The sequence below is a fragment of the Novosphingobium sp. KCTC 2891 genome (assembly GCF_025938155.1).
GTDB lineage: Bacteria > Pseudomonadota > Alphaproteobacteria > Sphingomonadales > Sphingomonadaceae > Novosphingobium.
In genome coordinates, this window is sequence record NZ_JAPCZG010000002.1 from 24,098 (window position 1) to 49,923 (window position 25,826).

A 25,826-nucleotide genomic window follows, 5' to 3' on the forward strand; every position below is an offset into this window, starting at 1 on the left:
AAGCGGTCACGACGATCGTTGCAGCATGGCAAGCGCCGAAGGGTGCTCGCGCATACCCGGCACCGCCACTTTCAGCCGCAGCACCCCGCCCGCGCCGGTGACGGTTTCGTTGCCGCCCGTGCTGACCAGCAGCGACGACAGATCGCCCGGCTCAAAACCCAGACTGACGATATGGGGATATCGGCTGGTCAGGCAGTGCGTCTGCGTCCCATCGGCATCAAAGCGCAGCAACCTGCCGCTTTCCCAGCAGGCCACCCACAGCCCACCCTCGCGGTCCACCACAAGGCCATCGCTGTCGCCAAGCGGGATGAACAGTTCCGGCTGCCCCGCCTGTCCGGCCTCCAGCGCATGGCGCCAGATCCCGCGCGAGGTGTCGGAATGGTAAAGCCAGCGACCGCACGGGCTGAGCCCGATGCCATTCGATGCATGGACGTCGCGGCGCAGGACGGTGACCGTGCCTTGCGCGTCCATGTGGAAGAACCGGCCGGGTGCGGGCGCCTGCCCCGTTTCCATGATCGAGACGAAATCGATCGTCCCGGCATAGATGCCGCCGCGTCCGTCGCCCTCCATGTCGTTGACTGCGATGATCGGCTCGCCTTCGATTTCGGCCAGGACCGTGCGGGTGGCGCCGGTGGCGGGGTCAAGCGCCACGATCCCGCCGCGGCCGCTGCACAGCACCTGCCCCGAAACATCGTGCACGATGCCGCCAACCCAGTCGCGGCCGGTCAGCATGGCCTGCACGCCTCCCCCCGCATCGCGGCGATAGACGGTGGCGCCGGCAAGATCGGCGAACCACTGCGAGCCATCTGGCGCGCCGCGCGGAGCCTCGACGAAGCCATACCCCATCGCCAGCTCCTCGAACGCGCCGGCACCCTCCTCGATCATGGCTCTCTCCCTGCCGCGAAGGCCGTCGGGCCAATTTCGCTGTTCTGTCGTGTCGGGGCAGAGTTGAGCGCTCGTCCGGTCCGGCGGTAGCCGTGATTTCGGACAGGTGGCGGGGCGCGGGGGGCGCTTAAGGGATCGGCTCTGCCCGCGCCGCGCCCGATACGCGGCGATCCCCGCTTCGCTGAAGCGTGTGCGCCTTGAGCGTGCGGACCAGTGGCTTCTCCACGAACCGGAACATCAGGCATCCGCAGGTCTGCGCGGCCACCACGAACAGCAGGACCCGTGCCAGCGCGGGCAAGTGCGGCATCAGGGACGCGACCAGCGCGAACCCGACCGTCTGAAACAGATAGGTGGAATAGGAAGCCTCTCCGGCAAAGCGCAACCAGGTGCTGCGCACCAACCCTCCGGCACGTTCCAGGCAGACCAGGCCGACCACCACCGATGCCGTGCCCAGCGGCAGCAGCACGTTCGCCCACCAGCCCAGCCGGTCTTCGCAGGTGTCGGCCAGCAGGAAGGCGATGCCGCCGGCTGCCGCGAGCAGCGCAGCACCGCCACGGCCAAGCCGTTTCCCCGCCGCATCCACGATCCGGGCGGCCACCACGCCGGCAAGGAATTCAAGGCAGATCGGATGGGTGTAGGTTTGCAGGATCGGCCCGTCCGGCTTGAAGATCGCGCCCGCTGCCAAGGCAACACCCAGACAGACCGCAAGCGCCAGCAACCGGCGCCGCGCAGGCACGATCAGGCAGGCCGCGAACAGGGCATAGAAGTACATTTCGTATTGCAGCGTCCACCCCTGGTAGAGAACCGGGTAAACGCCGCCCGACACTCCCTCGTGGGGAATGAACAGCAGCGAGGTGACCAGGTTGATCGGCCGGGTCGTCGCCTGCCAGAAATAGCCCGGCACCACGAACGTCGAAAGAACCGCGACCAGCGTGGCCAGCCAGTACAGCGGCACGATCCGGACGATGCGCGCCGCCATGAAGGGCGCCACGGCGACCGGCCGCCGCTCGGTGCTCGTCCAGATCACGAAACCGCTGATCGTGAAGAACAGGTGGATGCCCGCCGCGCCCAGGTTGAACTGCCAGTTCGTGCCGTCCAGGCTGTGGAACAGCACCACGCCCAGGGCCGCGATCGCGCGCAGATAGTGGATCGACCACAAGCCACCGCTTTCACGGGCGCTCTCGCGCGGCTTGTCCCGGCCGCGGGAATGTTCCTCGCCCTGCACTATCGCTTCCGCTTTCTGGCACTCACGCAAATGAATCGGTGTTCTCCTGACGATCACCTTGCACGCCATCACCTGCACGCCGCATGGCAACGAGGTTACGCCTTCGTAATTCGCGTCGACGCGTATCGCCGGGCTAAAAGGGCGCCGTTCAAGAAGCGGAAGGAGTCCGCGATTGCCATCGACGCGGGCTCCCGGAGGAACACACGCCTTGCTTAAACTTCTGACTGCCATGCTCGCATCGCTGACCCTACTGTGCGCGGCCCCGGTTCGGGCGGCTTCGCCCCCGGCCGGCCAAGTTGCCCTGACGTTCGACGACCTGCCGGGGCTGTCGCTGCCCAACCAGCGATACGTCGACAGCTTCAACCACGACCTGCTGACGGGGCTGCGCCGGCACCGGATCGCCGCGACGGGTTTCGTCAACGAAGGCAAGCTCGACGAACTGGACCGCGGCCACCAGATCGCGATCCTGAAGCGTTGGCTGCAAGCCGGAATGGACCTCGGCAACCACACCTACTCGCACGAATCGCTCAACACGCTGGGCGCCCGCCCCTTCGTGGCCGATATCGCCAAGGGCGAGAAAGTCACCGGCGCGCTGATGGCCGCCCGGCACAGGCACCTGCGCTGGTTCCGCTTCCCCAATCTCGAAACCGGGGCGGACACAGCCACCAAGTCGTTCGTCGCGGGCTGGCTCGCGGCCCACGGCTATCGCTCCGCGCCGGTGACGATCGACCCGGACGACTGGGAGTTTGCCGAACCCTACGACGACGCGGTGCTCCATCACGACCATGCCCGCGCGGCTTACATCCGCGAGGCTTACCTCGCCCATTCCGCGCTCACCATCGACTGGTCGCGCAAGGCGGCGCACGCGCTGTTCGGGCGCGACATCGCCTATGTGATGCTGCTTCACGCCAGCAAGCTGAATGCCGACTGCATCGACAGCCTGACCGGTCTTATCACCCGGCGCGGAATGCATTTCACCAGCCTGGACCGGGCGATGCGCGATCCGGCCTACCGCACGCCCGATCCCTATGTCGGTGCGGACGGTATCGAGTGGCTGGAGCGCTGGTCGCAGGCGCTGCACCGCGAATTGCCCTGGGATGACTTTCCGGAAGTGCCGGCCAGCATCGTGACCAGCTACGACAAGCTGGAAAACGACCGCCACTAGGCTCATATCGATGGTTGCGCGCGGCGCTCGATATGCGCCCCCATCGGGCCGCCCCGCCCTAGATGGCCGTATCGCTCATGGCGCGATGTTTCCGGTCAGGGCGTTGAGCTGCCAGGCAGCAACGGTCTGCATGCCTTCGGCCTGCAGCAGCGCGGCTTCGGCCTCGATCGCTTCGCGTTCGGCATCGAGCACGGCAAGCGTGGGCTTTGCGCCCACCTTCGCCTCGAGGCGGGTGCCGCGCAGCGCTTCGGCGGCGGCGTCGGTGCGCAGACGCGATGCATCGGTCATGCGCCGCGCCGTTATCAGTCCCTGCCAGGCATCGATGACCATGCCTTCCAGCGCCTGATCGGCCTGGCGGAGCCTTGCTTCGCTGGCATCGAGATCGGCATCGGCAGCACGTGTCTGCGAAGAAACGCGCCCCCCGGCCCACAAGGTCCAGCGCCCGCGCACACCCACGGCAACCGAGTCCGCTTTGTAGCCGGGAAAGAACTGGTCACGCACATGCGCCGCCTCGGCAAAGGCACCGACGGTCGGCATACCTTCTGCCTTGGCGGAACGAACCCCGGCACGCGCAACGTCCACGCCCGCCTTCGCCTGCCGCAAGGCCGGATTGGAAGTGCGCGCCATATCCAGCGCTTCGTCGAGCGTTGCCGGAATATGCGGCAACGCCGGCAGGGGCGCGAAATCGCCGGCGGGTTTGCCCGTCAGGCGTTGATAGGCGGCCTCGGCTGAAGTGCGGCGTCCTTGCGCCTGAGCAAGTCCGGCGTCGGCTTCTGCCTTTCTCGCGCGCGCCTGGGCCAGTTCGGAACTGGCGATCTCGCCCGCGCGGAACCGCAATTCCGCTTGCCGCTCGGTTTCGACGAGTTCGCCGACGAGTTGGCCATACCGGGCTTCGAGCTTCCGCGCGGTGAGAACCTCGGTGTAGGTGCTGACCGCCCGAACGATGGTCTGCAACCGCGCCTGTTCTGCTCCGAAGCGCGCCATGTCCGCGCCGCCGCGCGCCTGATCGATGGCCGATGAAATTCGCCCGCCGGCGTAGAGCGGCATCTCCGCGGTGGCCTGCACCGTGAAGGGAGAAACACTGTCCGCCGCAAGGCCGAAGAAGCCGCCGTTATCGATCCGGCCGACTCCGTACGATCCTTCCACCCGCAGGAGCGGATTGCTTTCCGCACGTGCGCGGTCGAGCCGGGCTTTCGCCGCCGCCTCACCCGCGTTGGCTTCGGCGAGCGTGGGGGCGTTCGCCAAAGCATCGGTGACGGCGGCGGCGAGATCCTGCCCCGATGCCGGGGGGGCGGCAGCGAGGCAGGATAGCGTGACCAACGGCAGAATCAGGCGGCGCATTTCAGTCCCGATTCAATTGAACGCGTTACCGGGCCTGACACCCAGCTTCTTGAAGATCATTGCCGCAGGGCAAAAACCGGTGAAGCTGGCCTGCAACAGATTCGCGCCGGCGAACGCGGTCAGCCAGAGAAACCCCGGATGAACCCAGTGCGCCAGCGCCAGGCTGGCCAGAACCACCACTCCGGCGAAGCGGAAAACCGCAGCATCAAGCATCATGGCCATTCTCCTTATTTGAAGCGCAGCTTGCGGATGCCGAGCGCGTGCATCGCAAGCTTTTCGTAAAAGGGTTCACTGGTCCCGCGCCGTACTTTGTGCAGGAAGTACTTCTCGAACCCGACTTTCGCGAGGTGCACCCACTTGCCGCTCGACGACCAGTTGAGGTTGCGCGGCGGGATCTGGGGCTGGGCCACGAAGGCGACACCGCCGTCGCCAAAGTCGGCCAGGCACACGGCGTTCCAGGTGGCTTCTTCGGCCGGCTCCTTGCCTTCCAGTTCCAGCTTCAGATTGGCCGCGATGGCGGTGACCATCGATTCGATCATGAAGCCGGTCTTGGGCACGCCCACGGGAACAGGGGTCGGTCCGATCGGCGGGATCGCAACGCACACCCCCAGCGAATAGACGTTCTTGAAGGTCGGATTGCGCTGGTGCTTGTCGGCCAGGATGAACCCGCGAGGATTGGTCAGCCCTTCGATGCCGTGCACGGCCCCGACGCCGCGGAAGGCGGGCAGGATCATCGAATAGCCGAACGGCAGGTCATGGGCCGACTTGACCGAACCGTCCTCGGCCACTTCCTCGACATGCATGGTGCCCTCTTCCACCTTGGTGATGCGGGCATTGGTGATCCACTTGATGTGCCGGTTGCGCAGCTCGCTTTCAAGCAGCGACTTGGTGTCGCCCACGCCGTCCAGGCCGAGATGGCCGATGTAGGGTTCCGGGCTGATGTAGGTCATCGGCACGCGGTCGCGGATCTTGCGGCGGCGCAGTTCGGTGTCGAGAATCAGCGCAAATTCGTAGGCAGGGCCATAGCAAGATGCGCCCTGCGCGGCGCCGACCACGATGGGTTTCGGATTCTCGCAGAAGCGATCGAAGGCATCTGCCGCATGAGAGGCATGATCCGTTCGGCAGACCGACTGGGTAAACCCGTCTGGACCAAGCCCTTCCACCTCGTCGAAGGCCAGTTCGGGGCCAGTGGCGATCACAAGGTAATCGTAGGCCAGCGACGTGCCGTCGTTGAGTTCGACCCGGTTCTCGGCGGGGTGCACCCGCTTTGCGCCCACGGCGGTAAACCCGATGCCCTTCTTCTTCATGATCGGCGGCAAATGGACCTTTACGGCGTCGGGCTCGCGCCAACGCACCGCCACCCAGGGATTGCTCGGGACGAACCAGAAATCTTCCTGGTCGTTGATCACGGTGACCTCCGCCTTGCCCTTCGCGGCATCGCGGATTTCATAGGCAGCGATCGTGCCGCCAAGGCCTGAACCCAGGATAATGATCTGGGGCAATGACATTTTCGCTCTCCCGCAATCCAGTTCAGAGCCTCGGTCGCTCGGAAAATCGGTCGAAACGCGCAACGATGTGTTGCATCGGCGTTGACTTATATAATCATTTTAGGATATGAGCAAGGGATAAAGTTTGCCAGGGACCCGTTGAGGGTCACTCCCCGTGAAAGGATGAGCCGATGGTTTTTGGGTTCGGTACGCCAAAGCATCCCGAAGTGACCGCGCAGGAACTCGACGCGATGCTGCGCTCGGGCAAAGCGGTCGTGGTGGATGTGCGCGAAGTGGATGAGTTCGAGAGCGGGCACATTCCCGGCGCGATCAACATGCCGCTGTCGACGTTCCAGCCATCCAGACTGCCGGACACCGCCGGCAAGACGCTGGTGCTCAACTGCCTGGGCGGCAAACGTTCGGCGATGGCGCTCGACAAGTGCGCCGTGGCCCAGTCCGCCGTCGATACCCATCTCGCGGGCGGTTTTGGCGCCTGGCAATCGGCCGGCTTGCCGGTCGAACGATAAGCAACTCTGCAGGGGACATGACAATGCGGGGATACCTGTTGGCCCTGACCGCCTTGGGCACGGCGGTCCTTGCTCTACCGCTCACCGGCTGCAGCAGCGGCGAGGAGACGGCGCAGACGGCCAAGGCGCCGGCAGGTCCCCGGCTGGTCCTCGGCGCCAGCGACACGGTGAACTGGCAAGACGTCAGCGCCGAAATCGCCACGGTCGATCAGGCCCAGGTTCTGGCCCGCATTCCCGGCATCCTGACCACGCTGACGGTCAGGGAAGGCGACATGGTTGCCAAGGGCCAGGTCATCGGGCGCATTGTCGACAGCCAGCTTGGCTATCAGGCCGGCGCCTATGGCGCGCAGGCCGCCGCCGCGCAGGCCCAGGCCGCGCAGGCCCAGGGCGAACTGTCGCGCACCCGGTTCCTCTACCAGAACGGCGTTTACGCCAAGGCGCGTCTTGAACAGGCGGAGGCGGCAGCGGCTGCGGCCAATGCTCAGGTGCGTGCGGCGCAGGCCCAGCAGTCGGCGGTGGGAGCCGTGGCAGGGCAAGGCACGGTTACCGCGCCTGCCAGCGGCCGCGTCCTGCGCGCCGATGTCCCCGCCGGTTCCCCCGTTGCGCCGGGCATGGCGATCGCCGTGATTACCGCTGGCCCGACCATCGTCCGCCTCGAAATGCCCGAATCGCTTGCCGACAAGGTCCATGCGGGATCGCGAGTCACCGCAAGCGGCATCGGCAGCGGCGCGGGCGTGGGGACGGTGATCAAGCTCTATCCCTCCGTCACCGCCGGACAGGTGACCGCCGACGTGAACATGCCGGGTATCGACAACCGCCTGATCGGCCGCCGCGTTGCCGCGAAGGTCGATACCGGGGCGCGCAAGGCCCTGCTGGTGCCGGCCGGCTATGTCACCAATCGCTATGGCATCGACTATGTGACGATCCTCGCCAAGGACGGTTCGGCCGCGCAGGTGCCTGTGCAGACGGCAGCGTCGGCGGAACCGGGCAAGGTTGAAATCCTTTCCGGCGCAAGTGCCGGCGATACACTGGTTGGCCCGAATGGTGCTCAGCCGAACGGAGCCCGGCGCTGATGAACATCGGCATATCCGGCAAGCTGACGCGGGCGACGATCATGTCGCCGCTCACCCCGCTGTTCCTGCTGGCCGCGATCCTTGTCGGCCTGCTGGCCACGATCACGATCCCGCGCGAAGAGGAACCGCAGATCAAGGTGCCCATGGTGGACATCATGGTCCAGGCACCGGGCCTGTCCGCGTCTGACGCCGTGGAGCTGGTGGGCAAGCCGCTGGAGACCATCGTCAAGAGCGTCGACGGCGTCGAACATGTCTACACCCAGGCGCAGGATAACGGCGCCATGGTCACCGCCCGGTTCCTCGTCGGCTCGAACCCCGAGGACGCGGCGATCCGCATCAACGAGAAGATCGAGGCCAACAAGGACCGGATTCCGGTCGGTATCCCTGCGCCGCAGGTGACGGTGCGCGGGATCAACGACGTGCCGATCGTGGTCCTGACGCTGACCCCGAAGCCCGGCACGCCCGGCCGATGGGACGACCAGGCCCTGGCCGAACTGGCGGGCAAGCTCAGGACCGAGATTGCCAAGGTCGACGATGTCGGCCTCACCTTCATCACCGGCGGCCAGCACATGGCGCTGCGCGTGGTTCCCGATCCGGCCAGGCTGGCGCTCTACCGCGTGCCGCTGGGCAATCTGATCGAAGCCGTTTCGCAGGCCAATCGCGCCCTCCCGGCCGGAACCGTGCGCGAAGGCGGGCAAGCGGCACTGGTCGTTGCCGGCCAGACGCTGCGCGATGCGCAGGAACTTGCGAACCTGACCGTGCGCTCGGCCAGCGGCGCCCCGGTCCTGCTTTCCGATGTCGCGAAAATCGAGCAGGCTCCGACGCAGAACCAGGCCCGCGCCTGGCGCTGGGCAAAGGATGATCGTTCGGGCTGGAATATGGGTCCGGCAGTCAGCCTTGCCATCGCCAAGCGCGCCGGCGCCAACGCGGTCACTGTTTCGGAAGGCGTCGTGGAACGCGTCAATGCGCTCAAGAACACGCTGATCCCGGCGGGCGTCGACGTGGCCGTCACCCGCAACTATGGCGAAAGCGCGAACGATAAAGCCAACGAGCTGATCTTCCACCTCGCGCTGGCAACCGTCTCGATCGTCGTGCTGATCGGCTTTGCCATTGGCTGGCGCGAAGCGGGCGTTACCGCCATCGTCATCCCCACCACGATCATGCTGACCATGTTCGCATCGAACGTCATGGGCTTCACGATCAACCGCGTCAGCCTGTTCGCACTGATCTTCTCCATCGGCATTCTGGTCGATGACGCCATCGTGATGATCGAGAACATCGCCCGGCACTGGGCCATGAACGATGGGCGCAGCCGCATCGACGGCGCGGTCGATGCCGTGGCCGAAGTCGGCAACCCGACGATCATCGCCACGCTGACCGTCGTTGCGGCCCTGCTGCCGATGCTGTTCGTCTCGGGCCTGATGGGCCCCTACATGGCGCCGATCCCGATCAACGCCTCGGCCTCGATGATCTTCAGCTTCTTCGTCGCGGTCATCATCGCGCCCTGGCTGATGGTCCGCTTCGCCCGCAAGACCCTCTCCCATGGACACGACGAGCACGGGGGCAAACTGGGCGCGCTCTACAAGCGCTATGCCAGCAAGGTGATCGCCACGCGGCAAAGCGCCAGGCGCTTCCTGGTCATCGTCGGTGTCGCCACCCTGGCCGCGTGCTCGATGTTCTACTTCAAGGCGGTGACGGTGAAGCTGCTGCCTTTCGACAACAAGAGCGAAGTGCAGCTCGTGGCCGACCTGCCGGAGGGCACCAGCCTGGAGACGACGTCGCGCGTGCTGGAACAGGCCGCCGCCGTGGCGCGGACCGTGCCCGAAGTCACCTCGATGGAAGCCTATGCGGGAACGTCGGCCCCGTTCAATTTCAATGGACTGGTCCGGCACTATTTCCTGCGCAATGCCCCTGAAATGGGCGACCTGATGGTGACGCTCCTGCCCAAGGGCGATCGCTCGCGCTCCAGCCACGATGTGGCGGTGGACCTGCGTGAAAAGCTGAAGGCGATCCCCCTGCCCGCCGGTGGCTCGCTGAAGGTGGTCGAGACGCCGCCGGGACCGCCGGTGCTGGCAACGCTGCTCGCCGAAATCTACGGTCCGGACGAGGCCACCCGCCAGAAGACCGCCGCGCAGGTCGAGGCGATCTTCAAGTCGGTGCCCTACATCGTCGACGTCGACAACAGCTTCGGACAGCCCCGCCCGACGCTCAAGCTGATCCCCGACCGGGCAAAGCTTGACCACTATGGCCTGTCCGAACGCCAGCTGTTCGACAGCATCGGCGCGCTTATGGGCACGCAAGTGGTCGGCTATGCACCCAGAAATGGGCAAATGGGCGGCAATGATCGCGATCCGCTGCCGATCGAACTCGCGCTCGACCAGTCGCAACGCAGCTGGTCGGCTTCGCTCGCCGCAACGCCCGTCGCGGCCACGCCCACCGGGCAGCTCGTGCCCCTGGGCGAGCTGGTCACGGCGCGCATGGAACCAGGCGGACAGGCCATCTTCCGCCGCGACGGCCGCGGAGCCGCCATGGTGACCGCTGAACTCGCCGGCCGCTACGAAGCGCCGATCTACGGGATGCTGGCGGTCGACGATGCCATCAACAAGTTCGACTGGAAGGCGCATGGCCTGCAAAAGCCGGACGTGATCCTTCACGGGCAGCCGAACGACGAAAGCAAGACCTCGCTGCTGTGGGACGGCGAATGGGAGATCACCTGGGTCACCTTCCGCGACATGGGCGGCGCATTCATGGTCGCGCTGCTGGGCATCTACGTGCTGGTGGTCGGTCAATTCCGCAGCTTCACGATTCCGCTGGTGATCCTTACCCCCATCCCGCTCACGCTGGTCGGCATCGTGCTGGGCCACATGCTGTTCCGCGCCCCGTTCACGGCGACCTCGATGATCGGGTTCATCGCCCTGGCGGGGATCATCGTGCGCAATTCGATCCTGCTGGTCGATTTCATCCGCCACACGCGCTCGCCGGACAAGAGCCTGCGCGAAACCCTGATCGAGGCAGGCATGATCCGCTTCAAGCCGATCGTCCTGACCGCAGCGGCAGCCATGATCGGCGCGGCGGTGATCCTGACCGACCCCATCTTCCAGGGTCTCGCCATCTCGCTGCTGTTCGGGCTCGCCTCGTCGACCTTGCTGACCGTGCTGGTCATTCCCGCGATCTATGTCGTGCTGCGCGACGATGGTCGGCCGTTTCCGGAACCTGGCGCATGAAGCCGGCCGATCTCTCGGACCTCAAGGCCAACGCCGTGAGCATGGCAGGCCGCCTCAGGCTGATGGGTCACCCGGAGCGCCTGCTGATGCTCTGCCGCATGGACGAAGGCGAGGTGTCCGTCGGCGAACTCGTGGAGCTTAGCGGGCTTTCCCAATCGTCGGTTTCCCAGCACCTGGCGCTGCTGCGCGAGGAAGGCGTGGTCAAGATAAGGGGCGAGGCGCAGACCCGCTTCTACAGCCTCAAGGATCCCGTCATGCGCGGGGTCATCCACGCCCTTTGCGAACTGTGCAACACAACCGGCAAGTGATGCCTGGCCGACAGGCGATCGAGCGCGGCCGGCAACACCACGAATACCGCAACAGCGACAAGTCGATCCGGTGCGAGAACCGGCACCCCGCACGCGACAAGCTGGCATCATCATGGAATCGCGCAGGAAATCGAAACACCTGCTTCCGCTTTGATTGTTGAGCGCTTTTGTCGATTACTGTGATACTGTTATCCCGTTGGGCGGCGGCGTCCGTGAGCGATAATCCGATGTCGAGCCCGGCGCCGACCTGGCCGAACAGGAGGAGAGCTCTATCATGAAGTTCCGTAGCCTCGCCGTTGCCATCCTGATGGCGGCAGCCTCGTCCGTCGCACTGGCAGGACCTGCCCATGCAGAAACCGCTGCCGCACCCGCTGCCGCACCCGCTGCCAAGGACTGGTGGCCCAAAAGCCTGGATCTCTCGGCACTCCGCCAGAATGAAGCGCAGTCGAACCCCTATGGTGCCGACTACAACTACGCGCGCGAATTCGCTTCGCTCGATCTCGATGCAGTCAAGGCCGATATCCGGAAGGTGCTGCACACCTCGCAGCCGTGGTGGCCGGCCGACTATGGCAACTACGGCCCCTTCTTCATCCGCATGGCCTGGCACAGCGCCGGCACCTATCGCACCGGGGACGGTCGCGGCGGATCGGACGGCGGCGAACAGCGGTTTGAGCCGCTCAATTCATGGCCCGACAACGTCAGCCTCGACAAGGCGCGCCGCCTCGTCTGGCCGATCAAGCAGAAGTATGGCCGCAAGCTTTCGTGGGGCGACCTGATGGTGCTGACCGGCAACGTCGCCATGGAGGACATGGGCTTCAAGACGCTCGGCTTTGCCGGTGGCCGTGTGGATGCCTGGCAGCCTGACCTCGTTTTCTGGGGTCCGGAAACCAAGATGCTGACGGACCAGCGGCGCGATGCCAGCGGCAACCTGAAGGGACCGCTCGCGGCCACGCAGATGGGCCTGATCTACGTCAATCCCGAAGGCCCCAACGGCAATCCCGATCCGCTGGCCGCCGCCGCCGATATCCGCCGCGCCTTTGGTGCGATGGCGATGACCGACGATGAAACGGCCGCCCTGATCGCCGGCGGCCACACCTTCGGCAAGGCGCACGGCGCGCACAAGCCCGAAGAATGTGTCGCTGCCGATCCCGGCATGGCCCCGATCGAGCAGCAGGGCCTTGGCTGGGTCAACAAGTGCGGCAAGGGCAATGCCGAAGACACCGTCTCCAGCGGCCTTGAAGGCGCATGGTCCGCCAGCCCGGTTGCCTTCACCACCCAATACCTCGACAATCTGTACGGCTTCGAATGGGTAAAGACCAAAAGTCCCGCAGGCGCGACTCAGTGGATCCCGAAGGACCCGGAAGCCGCCAACCTGGTGCCCGATGCCCATCGTCCGGACGTGCGGCACGCGCCGATCATGTTCACCACCGACATCGCGATGCGTGAAGACCCCGGCTTCCGCAAGATTACCCAGGCCTGGCAGAAGAACCCGCAGGCCTTTGCCGATGCCTTCGCCCGCGCGTGGTTCAAGCTGACCCATCGCGACATGGGGCCGCAAGCGCGTTATCTCGGCAAGGACGTGCCCGGCGTCACGTTCACCTGGCAGGATCCCCTGCCCAAGGCGGACTACGCGATGATCGGTGACGCGGATGTCACCGGGCTCAAGGCAGAGATCGCAGGTTCGGGCCTGACCACCGCAGAACTGGTGCGCACGGCCTGGGCATCGGCCTCGACCTTCCGCGCCACCGACATGCGCGGCGGCACCAATGGGGCCCGCCTGCGGCTTGAACCCCAGAAGAACTGGGCCGTGAACAATCCCGCGGAACTGACAAAGGTTCTGGGACGGCTCGAAGCCATTCGCGCCAGGTTCAACAAGGGAGCGACCGGCGGCAAGAAGGTGAGCCTTGCCGACCTCGTCGTGCTGGGCGGCAATGTCGCCATCGAGCAGGCCGCCAAGGCAGCCGGACAGACCGTGACAGTGCCGTTCACGCCGGGCCGGGTCGATGCAACGCAGGCGCAGACCGACGTTGCCTCGTTCAACTATCTCCAGCCCAAGGCCGATGGTTTCCGCAACTACTACGCGACCGATGCCGATCTGGGACCGGCCGAATCGCTGGTCGACAAGGCAAGCACCTTGAAGCTGACCGTCCCCGAAATGACCGTACTGCTCGGCGGGATGCGGGCGCTGGGTGCGAACGCCGGCTCGTCGACGGCGGGCGTGCTCACAAGCCGTCCGGGGACTCTGACCAACGACTTCTTCGTCAACCTGCTGTCGATGGACACCGTCTGGTCCAGGTCGGCAGGCACGCCGGGCCTCTTCGAGGGCAAGGATCGTGCGAGCGGCACCGCGAAGTGGACGGCAACGCCGGTCGACCTCGCCTTCGGTTCGAACTCGGAACTGCGGGCGGTGGCGGAAGTCTATGCCTCCGACGATGCAAAGCAGCAGTTCACGACCGACTTCGTGGCGGCGTGGACCAAGGTGATGAACGCCGATCATTTCTGATCCGGCTTAGGCAAGACAGGTGGCGCGCGGCGGCAAGCTTCAAAGAGCTTGCCGCCGCAGACCGCTCGCCACTTCCCACCGCGCGCCCGCGTGTGGGGGGCGCCCGTTTCCTACGGCCGGCGATGCCCGAGAAGTACGGTCTGCAAAGGGGCCTGGCCGCGGCTCTGCGTTCCCTGAGCCCCGCGATTCGGAGAGGCTCATTTCGCGGGGGGCGGAACCCATGGGACCAATGGAATTGCAGCGCCGCAATTACCAGCGCAACATGATGTCACCCGCCGAATTGCCCATGTCCGGGGCCTTCGTCGTTGCCGTTCATGCAAGCTGCTGATTTTTTGGAGGCCCGAGCCGGAATCGAACCGGCGTAAACGGATTTGCAGTCCGGTGCGTAACCACTCCGCCATCGGGCCTCGATGCGCATTCGCGTGGAAGGGGGCGGTTAGCCGAGCGGCGCGCCGGCCGCAACGGGATTCTTTCAGGCCGGAACAAATGCCAGCGTGCGGGCGGCGGGATCGGCTTTTTCCAGCCGCACCGCCAGCCGCGTGCCAGGCGCCGCGCCGGGGCTGCGCGTGCGCGCCACCACCGGCAGGCCCTCAAGATGGATTCGCGCGCTGGGCCCCTCGGTATCGGTCACCACCGCGCGGAACACCTCCCCCTCGCGGCCATGAAGCATGACCGTTTCGGCAAGGTCGATCACCGCGCGCTCGATCCGCCCGGCGAGCGCGTCGGCGCGGGCCATCACCTCGGGCAGGCGGTCGAACGCGGCAACCACTTCGTCGGGCACCGCCTGCCCGTTCGCCACCGCCAGCGCCGCGCGGATCACATAGCGATCGGCCAGCCGGCGCAGCGGCGCGGTGGCGTGGGCATAGGGGGCCGCGATGGCCGCGTGCCACGGCTCCGCTCCGGCGTGATAAGGCGCATAGCCCGCGCCGCTGCCCGCGCGGCGCACCGCCAGCATGAACGCGGCGTGGTGCGGATCGGCGGGATCGAGCGTGCGCTCGAAATCCTTGATGTCCATGCCCGCGGGCCAGTCGAGCGCGAGCGCACCGGCGGTCTGTCGCAGCCGCGCGACCGCCTTCGCGTCCGGCCCGGCCATCACCCGGAAAAGCCCGGTATGGTGATCGAGCAGCGCCCGCGCGACGGCGAGGTTGGACGCCAGCGACAGCGCCGCGTTCTGCTCTTCGGACGCCAGCATCGGACGATAGGCGAGCGCAAACCGGTCATGGCCCAGCCCCACCACTTCCTGCTGCGGCGGATCGACGCGCGCCGCGCCGCGCCGGGTTTCGGCCGCCGCGATCCGCTCGGCCAGTTCGGCGAAGCCATCGGGCATATCGGCGGGACGCACCCGGTCGTAGGCCAGCTTGGCGCGGCTGCGCACCAGCGCCCGCTCCACGCCGTCGAGCCGGGTTTCCCCGTCCGGCGCCACGCGGACGGCGAAGACCACCGCCGGGCGGGGGCCGTCGGGCAGGAGGCTGGCGGCCTTTTCAGCCAGCACCGGCGGATAGAGACCCGCCTTGCCATCGGGCAGGTAGAGCGTCTCGCCCCGGTGCCATGCCTCCACGTCGACCGGATCGCCATCGGCCACGAACCACGCGACATCGGCGATGGCATAGCGCAGCACGAGGTCGCCCCCGCTGCGCTCGATGGCGAAGGCCTGGTCAAGATCGGTCGACGTCGCCGGGTCAAGCGTGACGAAGGGAACGGCGGTGCGATCGACGTGAGCGTCAGGCGTGCGCGCGGCGGCGGCCTCCGCCGCGGCGAGGACCTGCGGCGGAAAGCTGGCGGGCACCTGGAACTGGGTGCGAATGTCGGCGAGGCCGCGGCTCAGGATACCGCCGGGATCGTGCAGGGCCTTCATCAGAGACGCTCAGATACCTTCAGGTTCGTTTAGGTGCCGTTCGGGTCGCGCTCAGGGATCGACGAATTCGGGCGCGCGCTTTTCCATGCCGGACGCCACCGCTTCCGTCTGGTTGCGCGAGTACATCAGTTCCTGCTGGGCCAGGCTTTCGGCCATGAGCACCTGATCCGTCGACAATTCCGGCACCCGGTTGCACAGCGACTTGGAACTGCGCACCGCGGTCGGGCTCTTGCCTGCGATCTCGTGCGCCAGCGCCATCGCGCGGCCCAGCGGATCGGCATCGACATGGGTGGCGAAGCCCAGCGACAGCGCCTCCTCGCCCCGGAATTCGCGGTGGGTGTAGATCAGTTCGCGCAGCACATCGTCGCGCACATTGCCGCGCCACAGCGCGAAGCCGGCCATGTCGGGCACAAGGCCCCACTTCGATTCCATCACCGCCATGCGCGTATCGGGATGGACGATCCTGATGTCCGGCCCGCTCGCGACCTGAAGCCCGCCGCCGAAGGCAACGCCGTGGACCGCCGCTATCACCGGCATCGGCAACTTGCGCCAGACCATCGCGGCCTGCTGCGGCCGGTTGCAGTTGCCATGGGTGCGGATGACGAGCGTGTTCTCACCCTCCCAGCGGCTGCGGTTGCCAAGACTGGAGAGGTCGATCCCTGCGCAGAAGGCGCGGCCAGCGCCCGAAATCACCGCCGCGCGCACGCCGCGCTGTTCGTGCAGGTGGTGGCCGGCGGCGACCAACCCTTCGAACATCGCATCGTCGAGCGCGTTCATCTTGTCCGCCCGGTCGAGCAGGACATGGGCGACATGGTCTTCGATGGTGACGCTGACGCGGTCGTGGAAACGCATGGAAAACCTCATCCCTTCGTGATCTTTGCCCCATCGTTGCGCATTCGCCGCCGGGGGTAAAGCAGGGAGAGCCAAATAGGCCGGCGCGCGCGCGAACGGCGCCGGCCCGTTCGGGATGGCGTCAGGCCGCCGAAGCGTTGACGCCCATGCTCTGGAGGTAGCGCTTGATGTTGCGCGCCGCCTGGCGGAGGCGCTGCTCGTTCTCGACCATGGCGATGCGCACGAAGCCTTCGCCGTCCTCGCCATAGCCGACACCCGGCGCGACCGCGACTTCGGCATGGGTGAGCAGCTGCTTCGAGAATTCGAGGCTGCCGAGATGCTGGAGCGCCGGCGGCAGCGGAGCCCAGGCGAACATCGAGGCCGGCGGGCTGGGGATTTCCCACCCGGCGCGGCCGAACGCCTCGACCATCACGTCGCGGCGCTTCTGGTAAAGCTCGCGGTTCTTGTCGACGATGTCCTGCGGGCCGTTGAGCGCGGCGCAGGCCGCCGCCTGGATGGGCGTGAACGCACCGTAATCGAGGTAGGACTTCACCCGCTTGAGCGCCGCGATGAGATGCCTGTTGCCGACCGCGAAGCCGACGCGCCAGCCCGCCATCGAGAACGTCTTGGACATCGAGGTGAATTCCACCGCCACGTCCTTGGCCCCCGGCACTTCAAGGATGGAGCGGGTCGGGTTGCCGTCGAAATACAGCTCGGAATAGGCAAGGTCGGACAGGATCCACACCTTGTTCTCCTTCGCCCACGCCACCAGCCGTTCGTAGAACGCGAGGTCCACGGTCTCGGCCGTCGGGTTCGACGGATAGTTGACGATCAGGATCGAGGGACGCGGCACCGAATACTTCATCGCCCGGTCGAGCGAATCCCAATAGCGTTCGTCGGGCGTGGTCGGCACCGAACGGATCGTCGCCCCGGCGATGATGAAGCCGAAAGTGTGAATCGGATAGCTGGGGTTGGGCGCCAGCACGACATCGCCCGGCGCGGTGATCGCGGTGGCGAGGCTGGCCAGCCCTTCCTTCGATCCCATGGTCATCACCACTTCGGTCTCTGGATCGAGATCGACGTTGAAGCGGCGGCCATAGTAATTGGCCTGCGCCTTGCGGATGCCGGGGATGCCCGAGGAAGCCGAATAGCCGTGCGCGTCGGGCTTCTGCGCCACTTCGCACAGCTTGTCGATCACGTGCTGGGGCGGGGGAAGATCGGGGTTGCCCATGCCGAGGTCGATGATGTCCCGCCCTGCGGCGCGTGCTGCTGCCCGCATGCCGTTGACTTCGGCGATGACGTACGGCGGCAGGCGCTTCATGCGGTAGAATTCTTCGTCCACGACAGGTTACTCATATGACGCGGCGGAAATTGCCGCAGCGCGGCCTTACGCCAATCGGCCGCGCAAGGGAACCGCAAGGGCTAACAAGCTGTCACATCGCGTGTATAGACCAAGGTGTAACGCCGAAGACGACCTCGTGAGACGGAAGCGCAGATGAGCCGGGACAAGACGCCGCCCCACGCCGACGACGACAGCATCGTGGTGGAGGATCTCTTCCGCAAGCAGGGCGAGGCGTTGCAATCGCTGTTCGCACCGTTCCTGCCCACGATGGGCAGCAAGGTTCCCGATCCCGCGGATATGCAGCACTGGGCGATGTCCGCCGCCAAGCTTCAGAAGATGTGGCTCGATTTCGGCGCGGAGCAGGCCGGCGGGATCGAACCGGCGCTGATGAAGCTGGGCAATGGCGATCGCTGGTCGGCGATGTTCTCGCAGTGGTTGGGCGCCATGCCGCTCGCCTCGACAGAAGTGCAGGCGAAGCTGTGGGAGGAAAGCCTCTCGCTGTGGACCACGGTGCTGGGGCAATTTGCGGGCGACAAGCCGAAGGCCGACCACGTGCTTCCGCGCAAGGATCGCCGCTTCGCCGATCCGCGCTGGCGCGAACAGCCGGTCTTCGCGCTGCTGCACCAGACCTACCTGCTACTGGCAGAGCGGATCAACGCGATGGCGGCCGGGATCGACGGCCTGGCGCCCGAGAAGAAGGAGCAGCTGCGCTTCCTGACCAAGGTGATCACCGATGCGCTCAGCCCGGCAAACTTCCCGCTGACCAATCCGCTGGTGATCGAGCGGACGCTGGAAACGCAGGGCGAGAACCTGGTGAAGGGCGCCGAGCACCTGCTGGCAGACTTGCGCAAGGGGCAGCTGACCCACACCGACCCGCACGCGTTCGAGCTGGGCCGCAACATCGCCGCCACGCCAGGCAAGGTGGTGCATGAAACCCCGCTGTTCCAGCTGATCCAGTATTCGCCCGTCACCGACGAAGTGCGCGCGGTGCCGCTGCTGATCTTCCCGCCCTGGATCAACCGGTTCTACATCCTCGATCTCAACCCGAAGAACAGCTTCATCCGCTGGGCGGTGGCGCAGGGGCTGACGGTGTTCGTCGTCTCGTGGAAATCGGCCGACGCAAGCATGGCCGACGTGGTGTGGGACGATTACATCCGCGCCCAGATCGAAGCGGTCGACGTGGTGCGCGAGCGGCTGGGGGTGCCGGCGGTCCACACCATCGGCTATTGCGTGGCGGGGACCACGCTGGCCGCCACGCTGGCGCTGCTGGCGCGGCGCGGCGAGGCCGACCGTATCGCGTCCGCCACGTTCTTCACCGCCCAGGTCGATTTCGCGAATGCGGGCGACCTCAGGAACTTCATCGACGAGAACCAGATCGCGCTGCTCGAAACGCTCTCGAACGACGGCTATCTCGACGGGCGCTACATGGCAGTCACGTTCAACCTGCTGCGCGGCCCGGACCTGATCTGGAACTACGTGGTCAACAACTACCTGCTGGGGCAGGACTACCCCGCGTTCGACCTGCTCCACTGGAACGGCGACACCACGAACCTGCCGTCGAAGTGGCACAAGGCCTATCTTGAGGACCTCTATCGCGACAACCAGTTGGTCGTGCCCGACGCGATCACTGTCGATGGAACGCCGATCGACCTGCGCCGCATTGCAACACCATGCTACATCCAGGCCGGGCGCGAGGACCATATCGCGCCTGCGGAAAGCGTGTGGCAGCTGACGCGCCATCTGGCCGGGCCCTGGAAATTCGTGCTGGCCGGATCGGGCCACATCGCCGGCGTGGTCAACCCGCCCGAGGCGGGCAAGTACCAGTACTGGCTGAACGACGCACCTGCGAGGACGCTCGCCGAGTTCATCGACGGGGCGCAGGAGACCAAGGGCAGCTGGTGGCCGGACTGGATCGACTGGATCGGCAAGCTGGACCCCGCGCGTGTCCCCGCGAAGGGCAAGCGCAAGCCCGGCGGCCGCGGCGACAGCGTGATCGAGGACGCGCCTGGGCGCTACGTCAAGACCCGCTGACGCATTCGGCCGGACCCGAACAGGGGGCCGAACCTCGCCTTTGGATCAGGTTTATTGTGCACTGCACCATGACGCCTTGACTCTGGGCGGATCATGCGTATTTTGTGCAGTGCAGCAGAGGCCCATGGGAAAGACTCCGATCGGCCAAGCGGCATTTTGCAGGAGCCGTCAGCGATGGCAGACGAAATGAAGGAAGACATGATCGAGACCCCGGCTCAGGTTCCGGCCCCCGTGGTCGTTCCCGAGGTGGTCGAGGCCGTGGCCGAACCGGACACCGTCCCCGCCGCTGAGGTCATCGCGGCCGAAGACCTTCCCGCCAAGAGGAAGCCAGGCCGTCCACGCAAGGATGAGGGCGAGCAGAAGGCCGAAGCACCTGCCAGCGAGATCGTTGCCGCGGAAGAACCCGCCGTGACTGTCGAAGTGGCCAGTGCCCCCGAAGCCGAAGTCCCCGCCCTCAAGGTCAGGCAAGCCCGACAGGCCAAGCCCCGCACCCCGGCCAAGACCCCCGCAGCAGCGGTGGCTCCGGTCAAGGTTGCGGCGCCCCGCGCCAAGGCCAAGCCTGCCCCCCGCAAGTCGGTTGCGAGCGTCCCGCCGAAGACGACTGCACCGATCAAGAACCGCGTGATACCCGCCGCCGCCCCCTTCTCGCGGAGTGCGCCGGCTTCCAGGAAGGAACACTCCGTCATGACCACCACCGCCAACGAATTCACCGAAAAGTTCCAGTCCGCCGTCAAGGGCGCTTCGGACAAGGCCAAGCTTGCGTTCGGCGATGCCGGCGAGTTCGCCAAGGGCAACGTCGAAGCCATCGTGCAGTCGGGCAAGATCCTTGCCACCGGCATGCAGGAAATGGGCAAGAGCTACGTTGCCGAAAGCAAGTCGGCGATGGAAACCATGACTTCCGAACTCAAGGGCCTGGCTTCGGTCAAGTCGCCCACCGAGTTCTTCGAGAAGCAGTCGGCGCTCCTGCGCAAGCAGTTCGACGCCGCCGTGGCCGCCAGCTCGAAGAACAGCGAAGCCATGCTGAAGCTCGCCAACGAAGCTTTCCAGCCGATTTCGACCCGCGTCAGCCTCGCGGTCGAAAAGATGAAGCAGGCCGCCTGATCATCTGATTGACGGCGCGCTCATTCGGCGTGCGGCGCGCCGCCGAGGCCTGTGGAAGCGGACCGGACGGGAACCCCCGCCCGGTCCGTTTGCATTTCGGAAAGGGCTTTGCGGCCACACGCTTGCGGCGCCTCTTGTATGCGCGGGCAGGCAATGCGATATTCGACACCATCATGAAGCATGAATCCGGTTTTTCCGCCCTTGAGGCCACCTCGGCGCGTGCATCGATTCGCGTGATGGCGGCGGACGATGACGGAACACGGGGTCCGGACGACAACGATCTGGTCGGCATCGCCACCAAGACCCGCACCCGGCCCAAGAAGCCGAGCATGTTCAAGGTGCTCATGCTCAACGACGATTACACCCCGATGGAATTCGTGGTGATGGTGCTGAAGCGCTTCTTCCACATGGATCTGGAACAGGCCACGCGCGTCATGCTCCACGTGCACCAGAAGGGCGTGGGCGTGTGCGGCGTATTCCCCTACGAGATCGCCGAGACCAAGGTGAACCAGGTGATGGACTTCGCAAAGGCGAACCAGCACCCGCTCCAATGCACGCTGGAAAAGGCCTGAGCCGCTTTCTGGCGGTCCGCCTGGCCGCCCTGCTGCCCTTGTTGGCCTGCCCGCCTTATTGAAGCGCGCGCAATTCCACGATGTCGCGCGCCATGGCTCGCAGCACGGCGGCGACCAGCGCCATCGCCAATGACCTTGCGCTGCGCGAATGCGCGCCGGTGCCGCTGCCCAGCACGACCTGCGCGATGAACGTGCCGTCGTTGAGCCGGCCGCACGTGTAGACCGCCGCATCGGGCAAAAGCGCCACAGCGGCGCTTTCATATGCTCCCGAATCCGCCAGCAGGTTGATCCACAGCAAGTCGTCGCGGCGGGTGTCCTCCTCGTGCGGGGCAGGCAGCAGCGGGGCCGCTCCGAACAGCCGAAGCGCGCGTTCAAAGCCCGCGCGCTGGCGGTCCGGTTCGAGCGCCTCGCAAAAATCCGCCACCGCCTGAAGATCCGAAGGCTGCGGCGCACTGCGCAGCTTCAGCGAATCCCACCAGCGCGGCGCCTGCCTGCCTGCTACCACGACGATATTATCTCCCATTGCTGCGACAACCCAGAATACCGGAGACCCCAGAGCGGGAACCGGTGTTGGGCGTTGATAACGCCCGATCCCTAGGACGAAGCGTCATTATCTATATCCATGGTCCTATAGTGGCAATAACGTTGGTTATGAAAGCTCCCTTAGCGCGCGCAGGGGACGCTGCGCTTTTCGCCTTCCGCCGCGCACGCAACCGGGCTAGTCCACGCTCCACCCTTCGCCCCAGCCGAGACACATCGATCCGCCCGTGAAGTTTCTGACCGCCACTGACAGGTATATCGCCCGGCTCGTGCTGGTGCCGATGGCCGCCGTGTTCGTCATCGCCGCGTCGCTGCTCGTGCTCGACAAGATGCTCAAGCTGTTCGATTTCGTCGCGACCGAAGGCGGGCCGGTCAGCGTCGTGTTCAAGATGCTGGCGAACCTGCTGCCCGAATATGCCAGCCTGGCCATCCCGCTCGGCCTGATGCTGGGCATCCTGTTCGCGTTCCGCAAGCTGGCGACATCCTCGGAACTCGACGTGATGCGCGCGGTGGGGCTGTCCTACACGCGGCTGCTGCGCGTGCCCTACCTGTTCGCGATCGGACTGGCCGCGCTGAACCTGGTGATCGTCAGCTATCTCCAGCCGCTGTCGCGCTACTATTACGAGCAGCTCAACTATGAGCTGCGGTCGGGCGCGCTGGGCGCTTCGATCAAGGTGGGCGAATTCAACTCGTTGCAGGACCGCACGGCGCTGCGCGTGGAATCGAGCCGCGACGAAGGACGCGACCTTCAGGGCATCTTCGCGCGGATCGCCACCAAGGAAGGCCAGACGCTGGTCATCTCCGCGCGCGACGGCCAGTTCTTCGCCAACCGCGACAATCCGGACACCGTGATCCTGCGCCTGACCGACGGCCAGATCGTGCAGGATGGCCCCGGCATCAAGAGCCCGCGCGTGCTGACCTTCGCCAGCCACGACCTGCCCATCGATCTGCCCAAGATCGAGCAGTTCCGCCAGCGCGGCGACAAGGACCGCGAATACTTCCTGCCCGAACTGCTCAAGATCGGCTGGAGCAACCAGGCGACCCAGCTGGCGCGCGCGCAGAGCCTGGCGAGCTTCAACTTCCGCATCGTGGAAGTGGTGATGATGTTCCTGCTGCCCCTGCTGGCGGTGGCGCTCGCGGTGCCGCCCAAGCGCTCGACGTCGACGCTGGGCGTGTTCCTGTCGATCGTGATGGTGGTCGCCTACCACAAGGTGAACCAGTACGGGCAGGACGTGGCCAGTCTGGGCAAGATCGACCCCACGCTGTCGCTGTGGGGGCCGTTCCTGCTGTTCGCCCTGCTGATCCTGTGGATGTACTGGCGCATCGCCTACGTTCCCGGCGGCCAGCCGATCGGCGCGCTGGAAACCGGCTTCGCCAAGATCAGCCGCCGCCTGCGCAAGCTATTCGGCCCCAGGCAGATGCGCGATGCGCCGACCGATGCCGACGACGCCGAGGGAGCAGCCGGTGCAGCTTGAATTCTTCCCCTCGCGGACGATGACGCTCTACATCGCGAAGATGTTCGCCACCCGCATCGTCGCGGTGCTGCTGATGCTGGTGCTCGTGCTCCAGATGCTGGACCTGCTCAGCGAAAGCGGGGACATTCTGGCCGCACCGGGCAACGGTCAGGCGCAGCTGCTGACCTATGTCGGCCTGCGGATGCCGCAACTGGTCAGCCGCTTCCTGCCCTATTCGGTGCTGCTGTCGACCATCATCACGCTGATGACGCTCAACCAGAACAGCGAAGTCGTCTCGATGAAGGCCGCCGGACTTTCCGCGCACCAGATCCTGGCGCCGCTGTTCCTGGTCGCGGCGGTGGTCTCGGGCGTGACCTTCGCCTTCAACGAACGCATCGTCACCCGCTCCACTGCGACGCTGAAGGCATGGCAGGCGGCGGATTTCGGACCGATCCCCAAGGACAGCGAGGTGAAGGCCAACGTCTGGTTGCAGGACGGGCAGAACATCCTGTTCGCCAAGGCGATCGAGGGCCGCGGCCCGGCGATGCGGATGACCGACGTGAGCTGGTATCGCCGCGACCCCACCGGCATGGTCACCGAGATCGTCCGCACCCCGCAGGCCACTTTCGCCAATCCCGGCTGGCGCTTCACCGATCCCGCCACGTTCGACGTGCAGAGCACGCAGCGCAGCGCGGTGAAGGGCGAGAAGATCTACGCCAGGCAGGTCGAGCCGGCGCAGGTCGTGCTGCGCAAGGTCGACGCCGATACCGAATCGCTGCCGCGCCTGTCCGCATCGATCCAGGCGATCCGCGATGCCGGCTACCGAACCAGCGAGCTGGAAGGCAAATGGTGGCACAAGCTGTCCGGCCCGCTTTCCGCGCTGCTGATGCCGCTGCTGGGTGCGGTCGCGGCGTTCGGGCTGGCACGGTCGGGCCAGCTGTTCGTGCGCGCGGTGATCGGCATGGCGCTGGGCTTCGCCTATTTCGTGGTCGACAACGCCGCGCTCGCGATGGGCAACTTCGGCGGCTACCCACCCGTGCTGGCCGCCTGGGCGCCGTTCTGCCTGTTCCTGCTGATCGGCGAGACGGTTCTTATCCGGACGGAAGAGTAAGCCCTCCCCGCGCTTCGACCGGCGGCATCCGGCCGGCCAGCGCAAGGCCTTTACGCTTGTGGTGGTGATGGGCGAGGGCATTGCGATCACCGCCGGCCACTGACCTTTCGAAGGCCGGCCGGCGACAATCCGCACCCGTCAGCGCGCGCCCATCGAGCTTTTGACCAGCCGCGCGATCATCGGCATCAGCCCCGGATAGTTCGCTCCGTCATAGGTCGATCCCGCGCCAAGGTGTGCGCGCAGGCGGCGGTGCGCCTCGGCCAGCGAGTGGTAGGGCATGCTGGGCAACAGGTGATGCAGCGCGTGGTAGCGCAGGCCCACCGGCGCCCAGATCGCGGTCAGCATCGCGGGCGGCGGCACATTGACCGAATCGAGATACTGGCCGGTCACGGTCATCACCTCGCCGTCGTTCTCCCACAGGTGCGCCACCAGCGTGCGGACCTGATTGAGCACCGCCGTGGCCGAGACCACCGCCAGCCCGATCGCCAGCGGCCGCCAGCCATGGAACGCGGACCACGTAACCAGGAAGATCGCCCAGGCCGAAGCGCCCAGTTCCTGCCAGAACACCAGCCGGGCGAATTCACCCTCGGGCGCGCGGCGGCGGAACTGCGGGTTGATCGCCAGCGCCGAGGCGCGTTCCCACACCAGCTTGCGCAGCGGCGGCACGATCACCCCCAGCGGCACCAGCAGGGCCGAGCGGATCAGCAGGCCCACCGGCAGCAGGATCGCGGAAACGAGGAACACCGGCAGCGTCCACGGCTTCATCAGCGCGAGCGGCAGGTATTCCGGATCCTCGGCCGTGCCATAGCGCGTCTTGGCATGGTGCAGCGTATGCACGCCTTCGTACATGAACGAGGGCGTCAGGAGAGGAATGCCCACGAGCAGGTTCCAGCCGGCACGGAAGCCGGGAAGCGCCGTGCGGTGGATGTGCGTCAGTTCATGGATGAACAGCAGCGCCCGGTAGAGCGCCACCGCCGCCACCGCGCCGGCGATCACCGAGACCAGCGCGCTGGTCGACAGGATCGCGGCCGCCAGCGCCGCATACCCGAGCAGGGCCGACGCGAGCATGTCCGGCCAGTAGATACCCGCGCGCGCCACCGAGATGTCGCGCGTCAGGTCCGCGGCGGCGCGGAGCATCGCCTTGTCCTCTGGCGTGGCCGCAAGACCGCGCGCCGGTGTGGCGGTCCTGGAAGTGCCGACGGGAAGGTCGAGTGTTTCGGAGGCAATCATGCAATGGTTCCAGTGTGACCC

At 66.1% G+C, this 25,826-nt stretch carries 21 protein-coding genes and 1 tRNA gene; 11 read left to right on the top strand and 11 right to left on the bottom strand.

Annotated elements, in window-relative coordinates:
• Nucleotides 1–6 precede the first annotated feature (6 nt).
• Nucleotides 7–885, bottom strand: a complete 879-nt coding sequence (locus OLX02_RS03745) for an SMP-30/gluconolactonase/LRE family protein (RefSeq protein WP_264420372.1) — start codon at nt 883–885, stop codon at nt 7–9.
• 127 nt (nt 886–1,012) lie between these two features.
• Nucleotides 1,013–2,110 (bottom strand): acyltransferase family protein, encoded by a 1,098-nt coding sequence (locus tag OLX02_RS03750; protein ID WP_264420373.1) that lies wholly within the window; start codon nt 2,108–2,110, stop codon nt 1,013–1,015.
• 208 nt (nt 2,111–2,318) lie between these two features.
• On the opposite strand from OLX02_RS03750, the gene OLX02_RS03755 reads away from it, so the two are divergent.
• On the top strand, nt 2,319–3,275 hold the full coding sequence (locus OLX02_RS03755; RefSeq protein ID WP_264420374.1) for a polysaccharide deacetylase family protein: 957 nt from the start codon (nt 2,319–2,321) through the stop codon (nt 3,273–3,275).
• Between the two features lie 75 nt (nt 3,276–3,350).
• Here OLX02_RS03755 and OLX02_RS03760 read toward each other — a convergent pair whose 3' ends face one another.
• Genes OLX02_RS03760 through OLX02_RS03770 form a run of 3 tightly spaced genes read right to left on the bottom strand, consistent with a single transcriptional unit; the run spans nt 3,351 to nt 6,124 of the window.
• Nucleotides 3,351–4,616, bottom strand: coding sequence for a TolC family protein (locus tag OLX02_RS03760; RefSeq protein WP_264420376.1), 1,266 nt, complete (start codon nt 4,614–4,616; stop codon nt 3,351–3,353).
• 12 nt (nt 4,617–4,628) lie between these two features.
• Nucleotides 4,629–4,832, bottom strand: coding sequence for a DUF2892 domain-containing protein (locus tag OLX02_RS03765; RefSeq protein ID WP_264420378.1), 204 nt, complete (start codon nt 4,830–4,832; stop codon nt 4,629–4,631).
• An 11-nt stretch (nt 4,833–4,843) separates the two neighbouring features.
• Nucleotides 4,844–6,124 carry an NAD(P)/FAD-dependent oxidoreductase gene (locus tag OLX02_RS03770; RefSeq protein WP_264420380.1) on the bottom strand — a complete coding sequence of 427 codons (1,281 nt, stop codon included), beginning with the start codon at nt 6,122–6,124 and terminating at the stop codon, nt 4,844–4,846.
• A gap of 170 nt (nt 6,125–6,294) precedes the next feature.
• Here OLX02_RS03770 and OLX02_RS03775 point away from each other — a divergent pair, with 170 nt between their 5' ends.
• The 5 genes from OLX02_RS03775 (at nt 6,295) to katG (ending at nt 13,738) form a co-directional block, all read left to right on the top strand.
• On the top strand, nt 6,295–6,630 hold the full coding sequence (locus OLX02_RS03775) for a rhodanese-like domain-containing protein (protein ID WP_264420382.1): 336 nt from the start codon (nt 6,295–6,297) through the stop codon (nt 6,628–6,630).
• A gap of 38 nt (nt 6,631–6,668) precedes the next feature.
• Nucleotides 6,669–7,703: an efflux RND transporter periplasmic adaptor subunit gene (locus tag OLX02_RS03780; RefSeq protein WP_319641229.1), complete on the top strand. Its 1,035-nt coding sequence runs from the start codon at nt 6,669–6,671 to the stop codon at nt 7,701–7,703.
• Entirely contained in the window at nt 7,703–10,927 is a 3,225-nt protein-coding gene (locus OLX02_RS03785) for an efflux RND transporter permease subunit (protein ID WP_264420384.1), read from the top strand. The genes OLX02_RS03780 and OLX02_RS03785 overlap by 1 nt, the downstream gene beginning before the upstream one ends.
• Nucleotides 10,924–11,235, top strand: coding sequence for an ArsR/SmtB family transcription factor (locus OLX02_RS03790; protein WP_264420385.1), 312 nt, complete (start codon nt 10,924–10,926; stop codon nt 11,233–11,235). Before OLX02_RS03785 ends, OLX02_RS03790 begins: the two co-directional genes overlap by 4 nt.
• 274 nt (nt 11,236–11,509) lie before the next feature.
• Nucleotides 11,510–13,738, top strand: coding sequence for a catalase/peroxidase HPI (katG, locus tag OLX02_RS03795; protein ID WP_264420387.1), 2,229 nt, complete (start codon nt 11,510–11,512; stop codon nt 13,736–13,738).
• Between the two features lie 333 nt (nt 13,739–14,071).
• Here katG and OLX02_RS03800 read toward each other — a convergent pair.
• The 4 genes from OLX02_RS03800 to OLX02_RS03815 form a co-directional block, all read right to left on the bottom strand.
• Nucleotides 14,072–14,145, bottom strand: a tRNA-Cys gene (locus tag OLX02_RS03800).
• A 65-nt stretch (nt 14,146–14,210) separates the two neighbouring features.
• Nucleotides 14,211–15,593: an RNB domain-containing ribonuclease gene (locus OLX02_RS03805; protein ID WP_264420388.1), complete on the bottom strand. Its 1,383-nt coding sequence runs from the start codon at nt 15,591–15,593 to the stop codon at nt 14,211–14,213.
• 51 nt (nt 15,594–15,644) lie between these two features.
• Nucleotides 15,645–16,445: a crotonase/enoyl-CoA hydratase family protein gene (locus OLX02_RS03810; protein ID WP_264420389.1), complete on the bottom strand. Its 801-nt coding sequence runs from the start codon at nt 16,443–16,445 to the stop codon at nt 15,645–15,647.
• A 121-nt stretch (nt 16,446–16,566) separates the two neighbouring features.
• Nucleotides 16,567–17,766 carry an LL-diaminopimelate aminotransferase gene (locus OLX02_RS03815; RefSeq protein ID WP_264420391.1) on the bottom strand — a complete coding sequence of 400 codons (1,200 nt, stop codon included), beginning with the start codon at nt 17,764–17,766 and terminating at the stop codon, nt 16,567–16,569.
• Between the two features lie 153 nt (nt 17,767–17,919).
• Here OLX02_RS03815 and OLX02_RS03820 point away from each other — a divergent pair, with 153 nt between their 5' ends.
• The 3 genes from OLX02_RS03820 to clpS all read left to right on the top strand — a co-directional run bounded on the left by OLX02_RS03820 (nt 17,920) and on the right by clpS (nt 21,470).
• Nucleotides 17,920–19,797: a PHA/PHB synthase family protein gene (locus tag OLX02_RS03820; protein ID WP_264420393.1), complete on the top strand. Its 1,878-nt coding sequence runs from the start codon at nt 17,920–17,922 to the stop codon at nt 19,795–19,797.
• A gap of 174 nt (nt 19,798–19,971) precedes the next feature.
• Entirely contained in the window at nt 19,972–20,898 is a 927-nt protein-coding gene (locus OLX02_RS03825) for a phasin family protein (RefSeq protein ID WP_264420395.1), read from the top strand.
• A 236-nt stretch (nt 20,899–21,134) separates the two neighbouring features.
• Nucleotides 21,135–21,470 (top strand): ATP-dependent Clp protease adapter ClpS, encoded by a 336-nt coding sequence (gene clpS, locus OLX02_RS03830; RefSeq protein WP_264421153.1) that lies wholly within the window; start codon nt 21,135–21,137, stop codon nt 21,468–21,470.
• A gap of 55 nt (nt 21,471–21,525) precedes the next feature.
• On the opposite strand, the gene OLX02_RS03835 is transcribed toward clpS, so the two are convergent.
• The gene (locus tag OLX02_RS03835; RefSeq protein WP_264420397.1) at nt 21,526–21,975 is read right to left on the bottom strand and encodes a hypothetical protein; all 450 of its coding nucleotides are present in this window, start codon (nt 21,973–21,975) and stop codon (nt 21,526–21,528) included.
• 262 nt (nt 21,976–22,237) lie between these two features.
• Between OLX02_RS03835 and lptF the strand changes: the two genes are divergently transcribed.
• Together lptF and lptG are read left to right on the top strand one after the other, a co-directional pair.
• Nucleotides 22,238–23,485 carry an LPS export ABC transporter permease LptF gene (gene lptF / locus OLX02_RS03840; RefSeq protein WP_264420399.1) on the top strand — a complete coding sequence of 416 codons (1,248 nt, stop codon included), beginning with the start codon at nt 22,238–22,240 and terminating at the stop codon, nt 23,483–23,485.
• On the top strand, nt 23,475–24,575 hold the full coding sequence (gene lptG, locus OLX02_RS03845) for an LPS export ABC transporter permease LptG (RefSeq protein ID WP_264420400.1): 1,101 nt from the start codon (nt 23,475–23,477) through the stop codon (nt 24,573–24,575). The genes lptF and lptG overlap by 11 nt, the downstream gene beginning before the upstream one ends.
• 138 nt (nt 24,576–24,713) lie before the next feature.
• Here the strand turns inward: lptG and OLX02_RS03850 are convergent, their stop codons facing one another.
• On the bottom strand, nt 24,714–25,805 hold the full coding sequence (locus OLX02_RS03850) for a fatty acid desaturase family protein (protein ID WP_264420401.1): 1,092 nt from the start codon (nt 25,803–25,805) through the stop codon (nt 24,714–24,716).
• Nucleotides 25,806–25,826 lie beyond the last annotated feature (21 nt).

Coding starts and splice junctions, on each gene's coding strand:
- OLX02_RS03785 (WP_264420384.1), top strand. CDS start 7,703: ATGAACATCGGCATATCCGGCAAGCTGACGCGGGCGACGATCATGTCG.
- OLX02_RS03775 (WP_264420382.1), top strand. CDS start 6,295: ATGGTTTTTGGGTTCGGTACGCCAAAGCATCCCGAAGTGACCGCGCAG.
- OLX02_RS03825 (WP_264420395.1), top strand. CDS start 19,972: ATGGCAGACGAAATGAAGGAAGACATGATCGAGACCCCGGCTCAGGTT.
- clpS (WP_264421153.1), top strand. CDS start 21,135: ATGGCGGCGGACGATGACGGAACACGGGGTCCGGACGACAACGATCTG.
- OLX02_RS03770 (WP_264420380.1), bottom strand. CDS start 6,124: ATGTCATTGCCCCAGATCATTATCCTGGGTTCAGGCCTTGGCGGCACG.
- OLX02_RS03820 (WP_264420393.1), top strand. CDS start 17,920: ATGAGCCGGGACAAGACGCCGCCCCACGCCGACGACGACAGCATCGTG.
- OLX02_RS03760 (WP_264420376.1), bottom strand. CDS start 4,616: ATGCGCCGCCTGATTCTGCCGTTGGTCACGCTATCCTGCCTCGCTGCC.
- OLX02_RS03805 (WP_264420388.1), bottom strand. CDS start 15,593: ATGAAGGCCCTGCACGATCCCGGCGGTATCCTGAGCCGCGGCCTCGCC.
- OLX02_RS03745 (WP_264420372.1), bottom strand. CDS start 885: ATGATCGAGGAGGGTGCCGGCGCGTTCGAGGAGCTGGCGATGGGGTAT.
- OLX02_RS03810 (WP_264420389.1), bottom strand. CDS start 16,445: ATGCGTTTCCACGACCGCGTCAGCGTCACCATCGAAGACCATGTCGCC.
- katG (WP_264420387.1), top strand. CDS start 11,510: ATGAAGTTCCGTAGCCTCGCCGTTGCCATCCTGATGGCGGCAGCCTCG.
- OLX02_RS03790 (WP_264420385.1), top strand. CDS start 10,924: ATGAAGCCGGCCGATCTCTCGGACCTCAAGGCCAACGCCGTGAGCATG.
- OLX02_RS03765 (WP_264420378.1), bottom strand. CDS start 4,832: ATGATGCTTGATGCTGCGGTTTTCCGCTTCGCCGGAGTGGTGGTTCTG.
- OLX02_RS03850 (WP_264420401.1), bottom strand. CDS start 25,805: ATGATTGCCTCCGAAACACTCGACCTTCCCGTCGGCACTTCCAGGACC.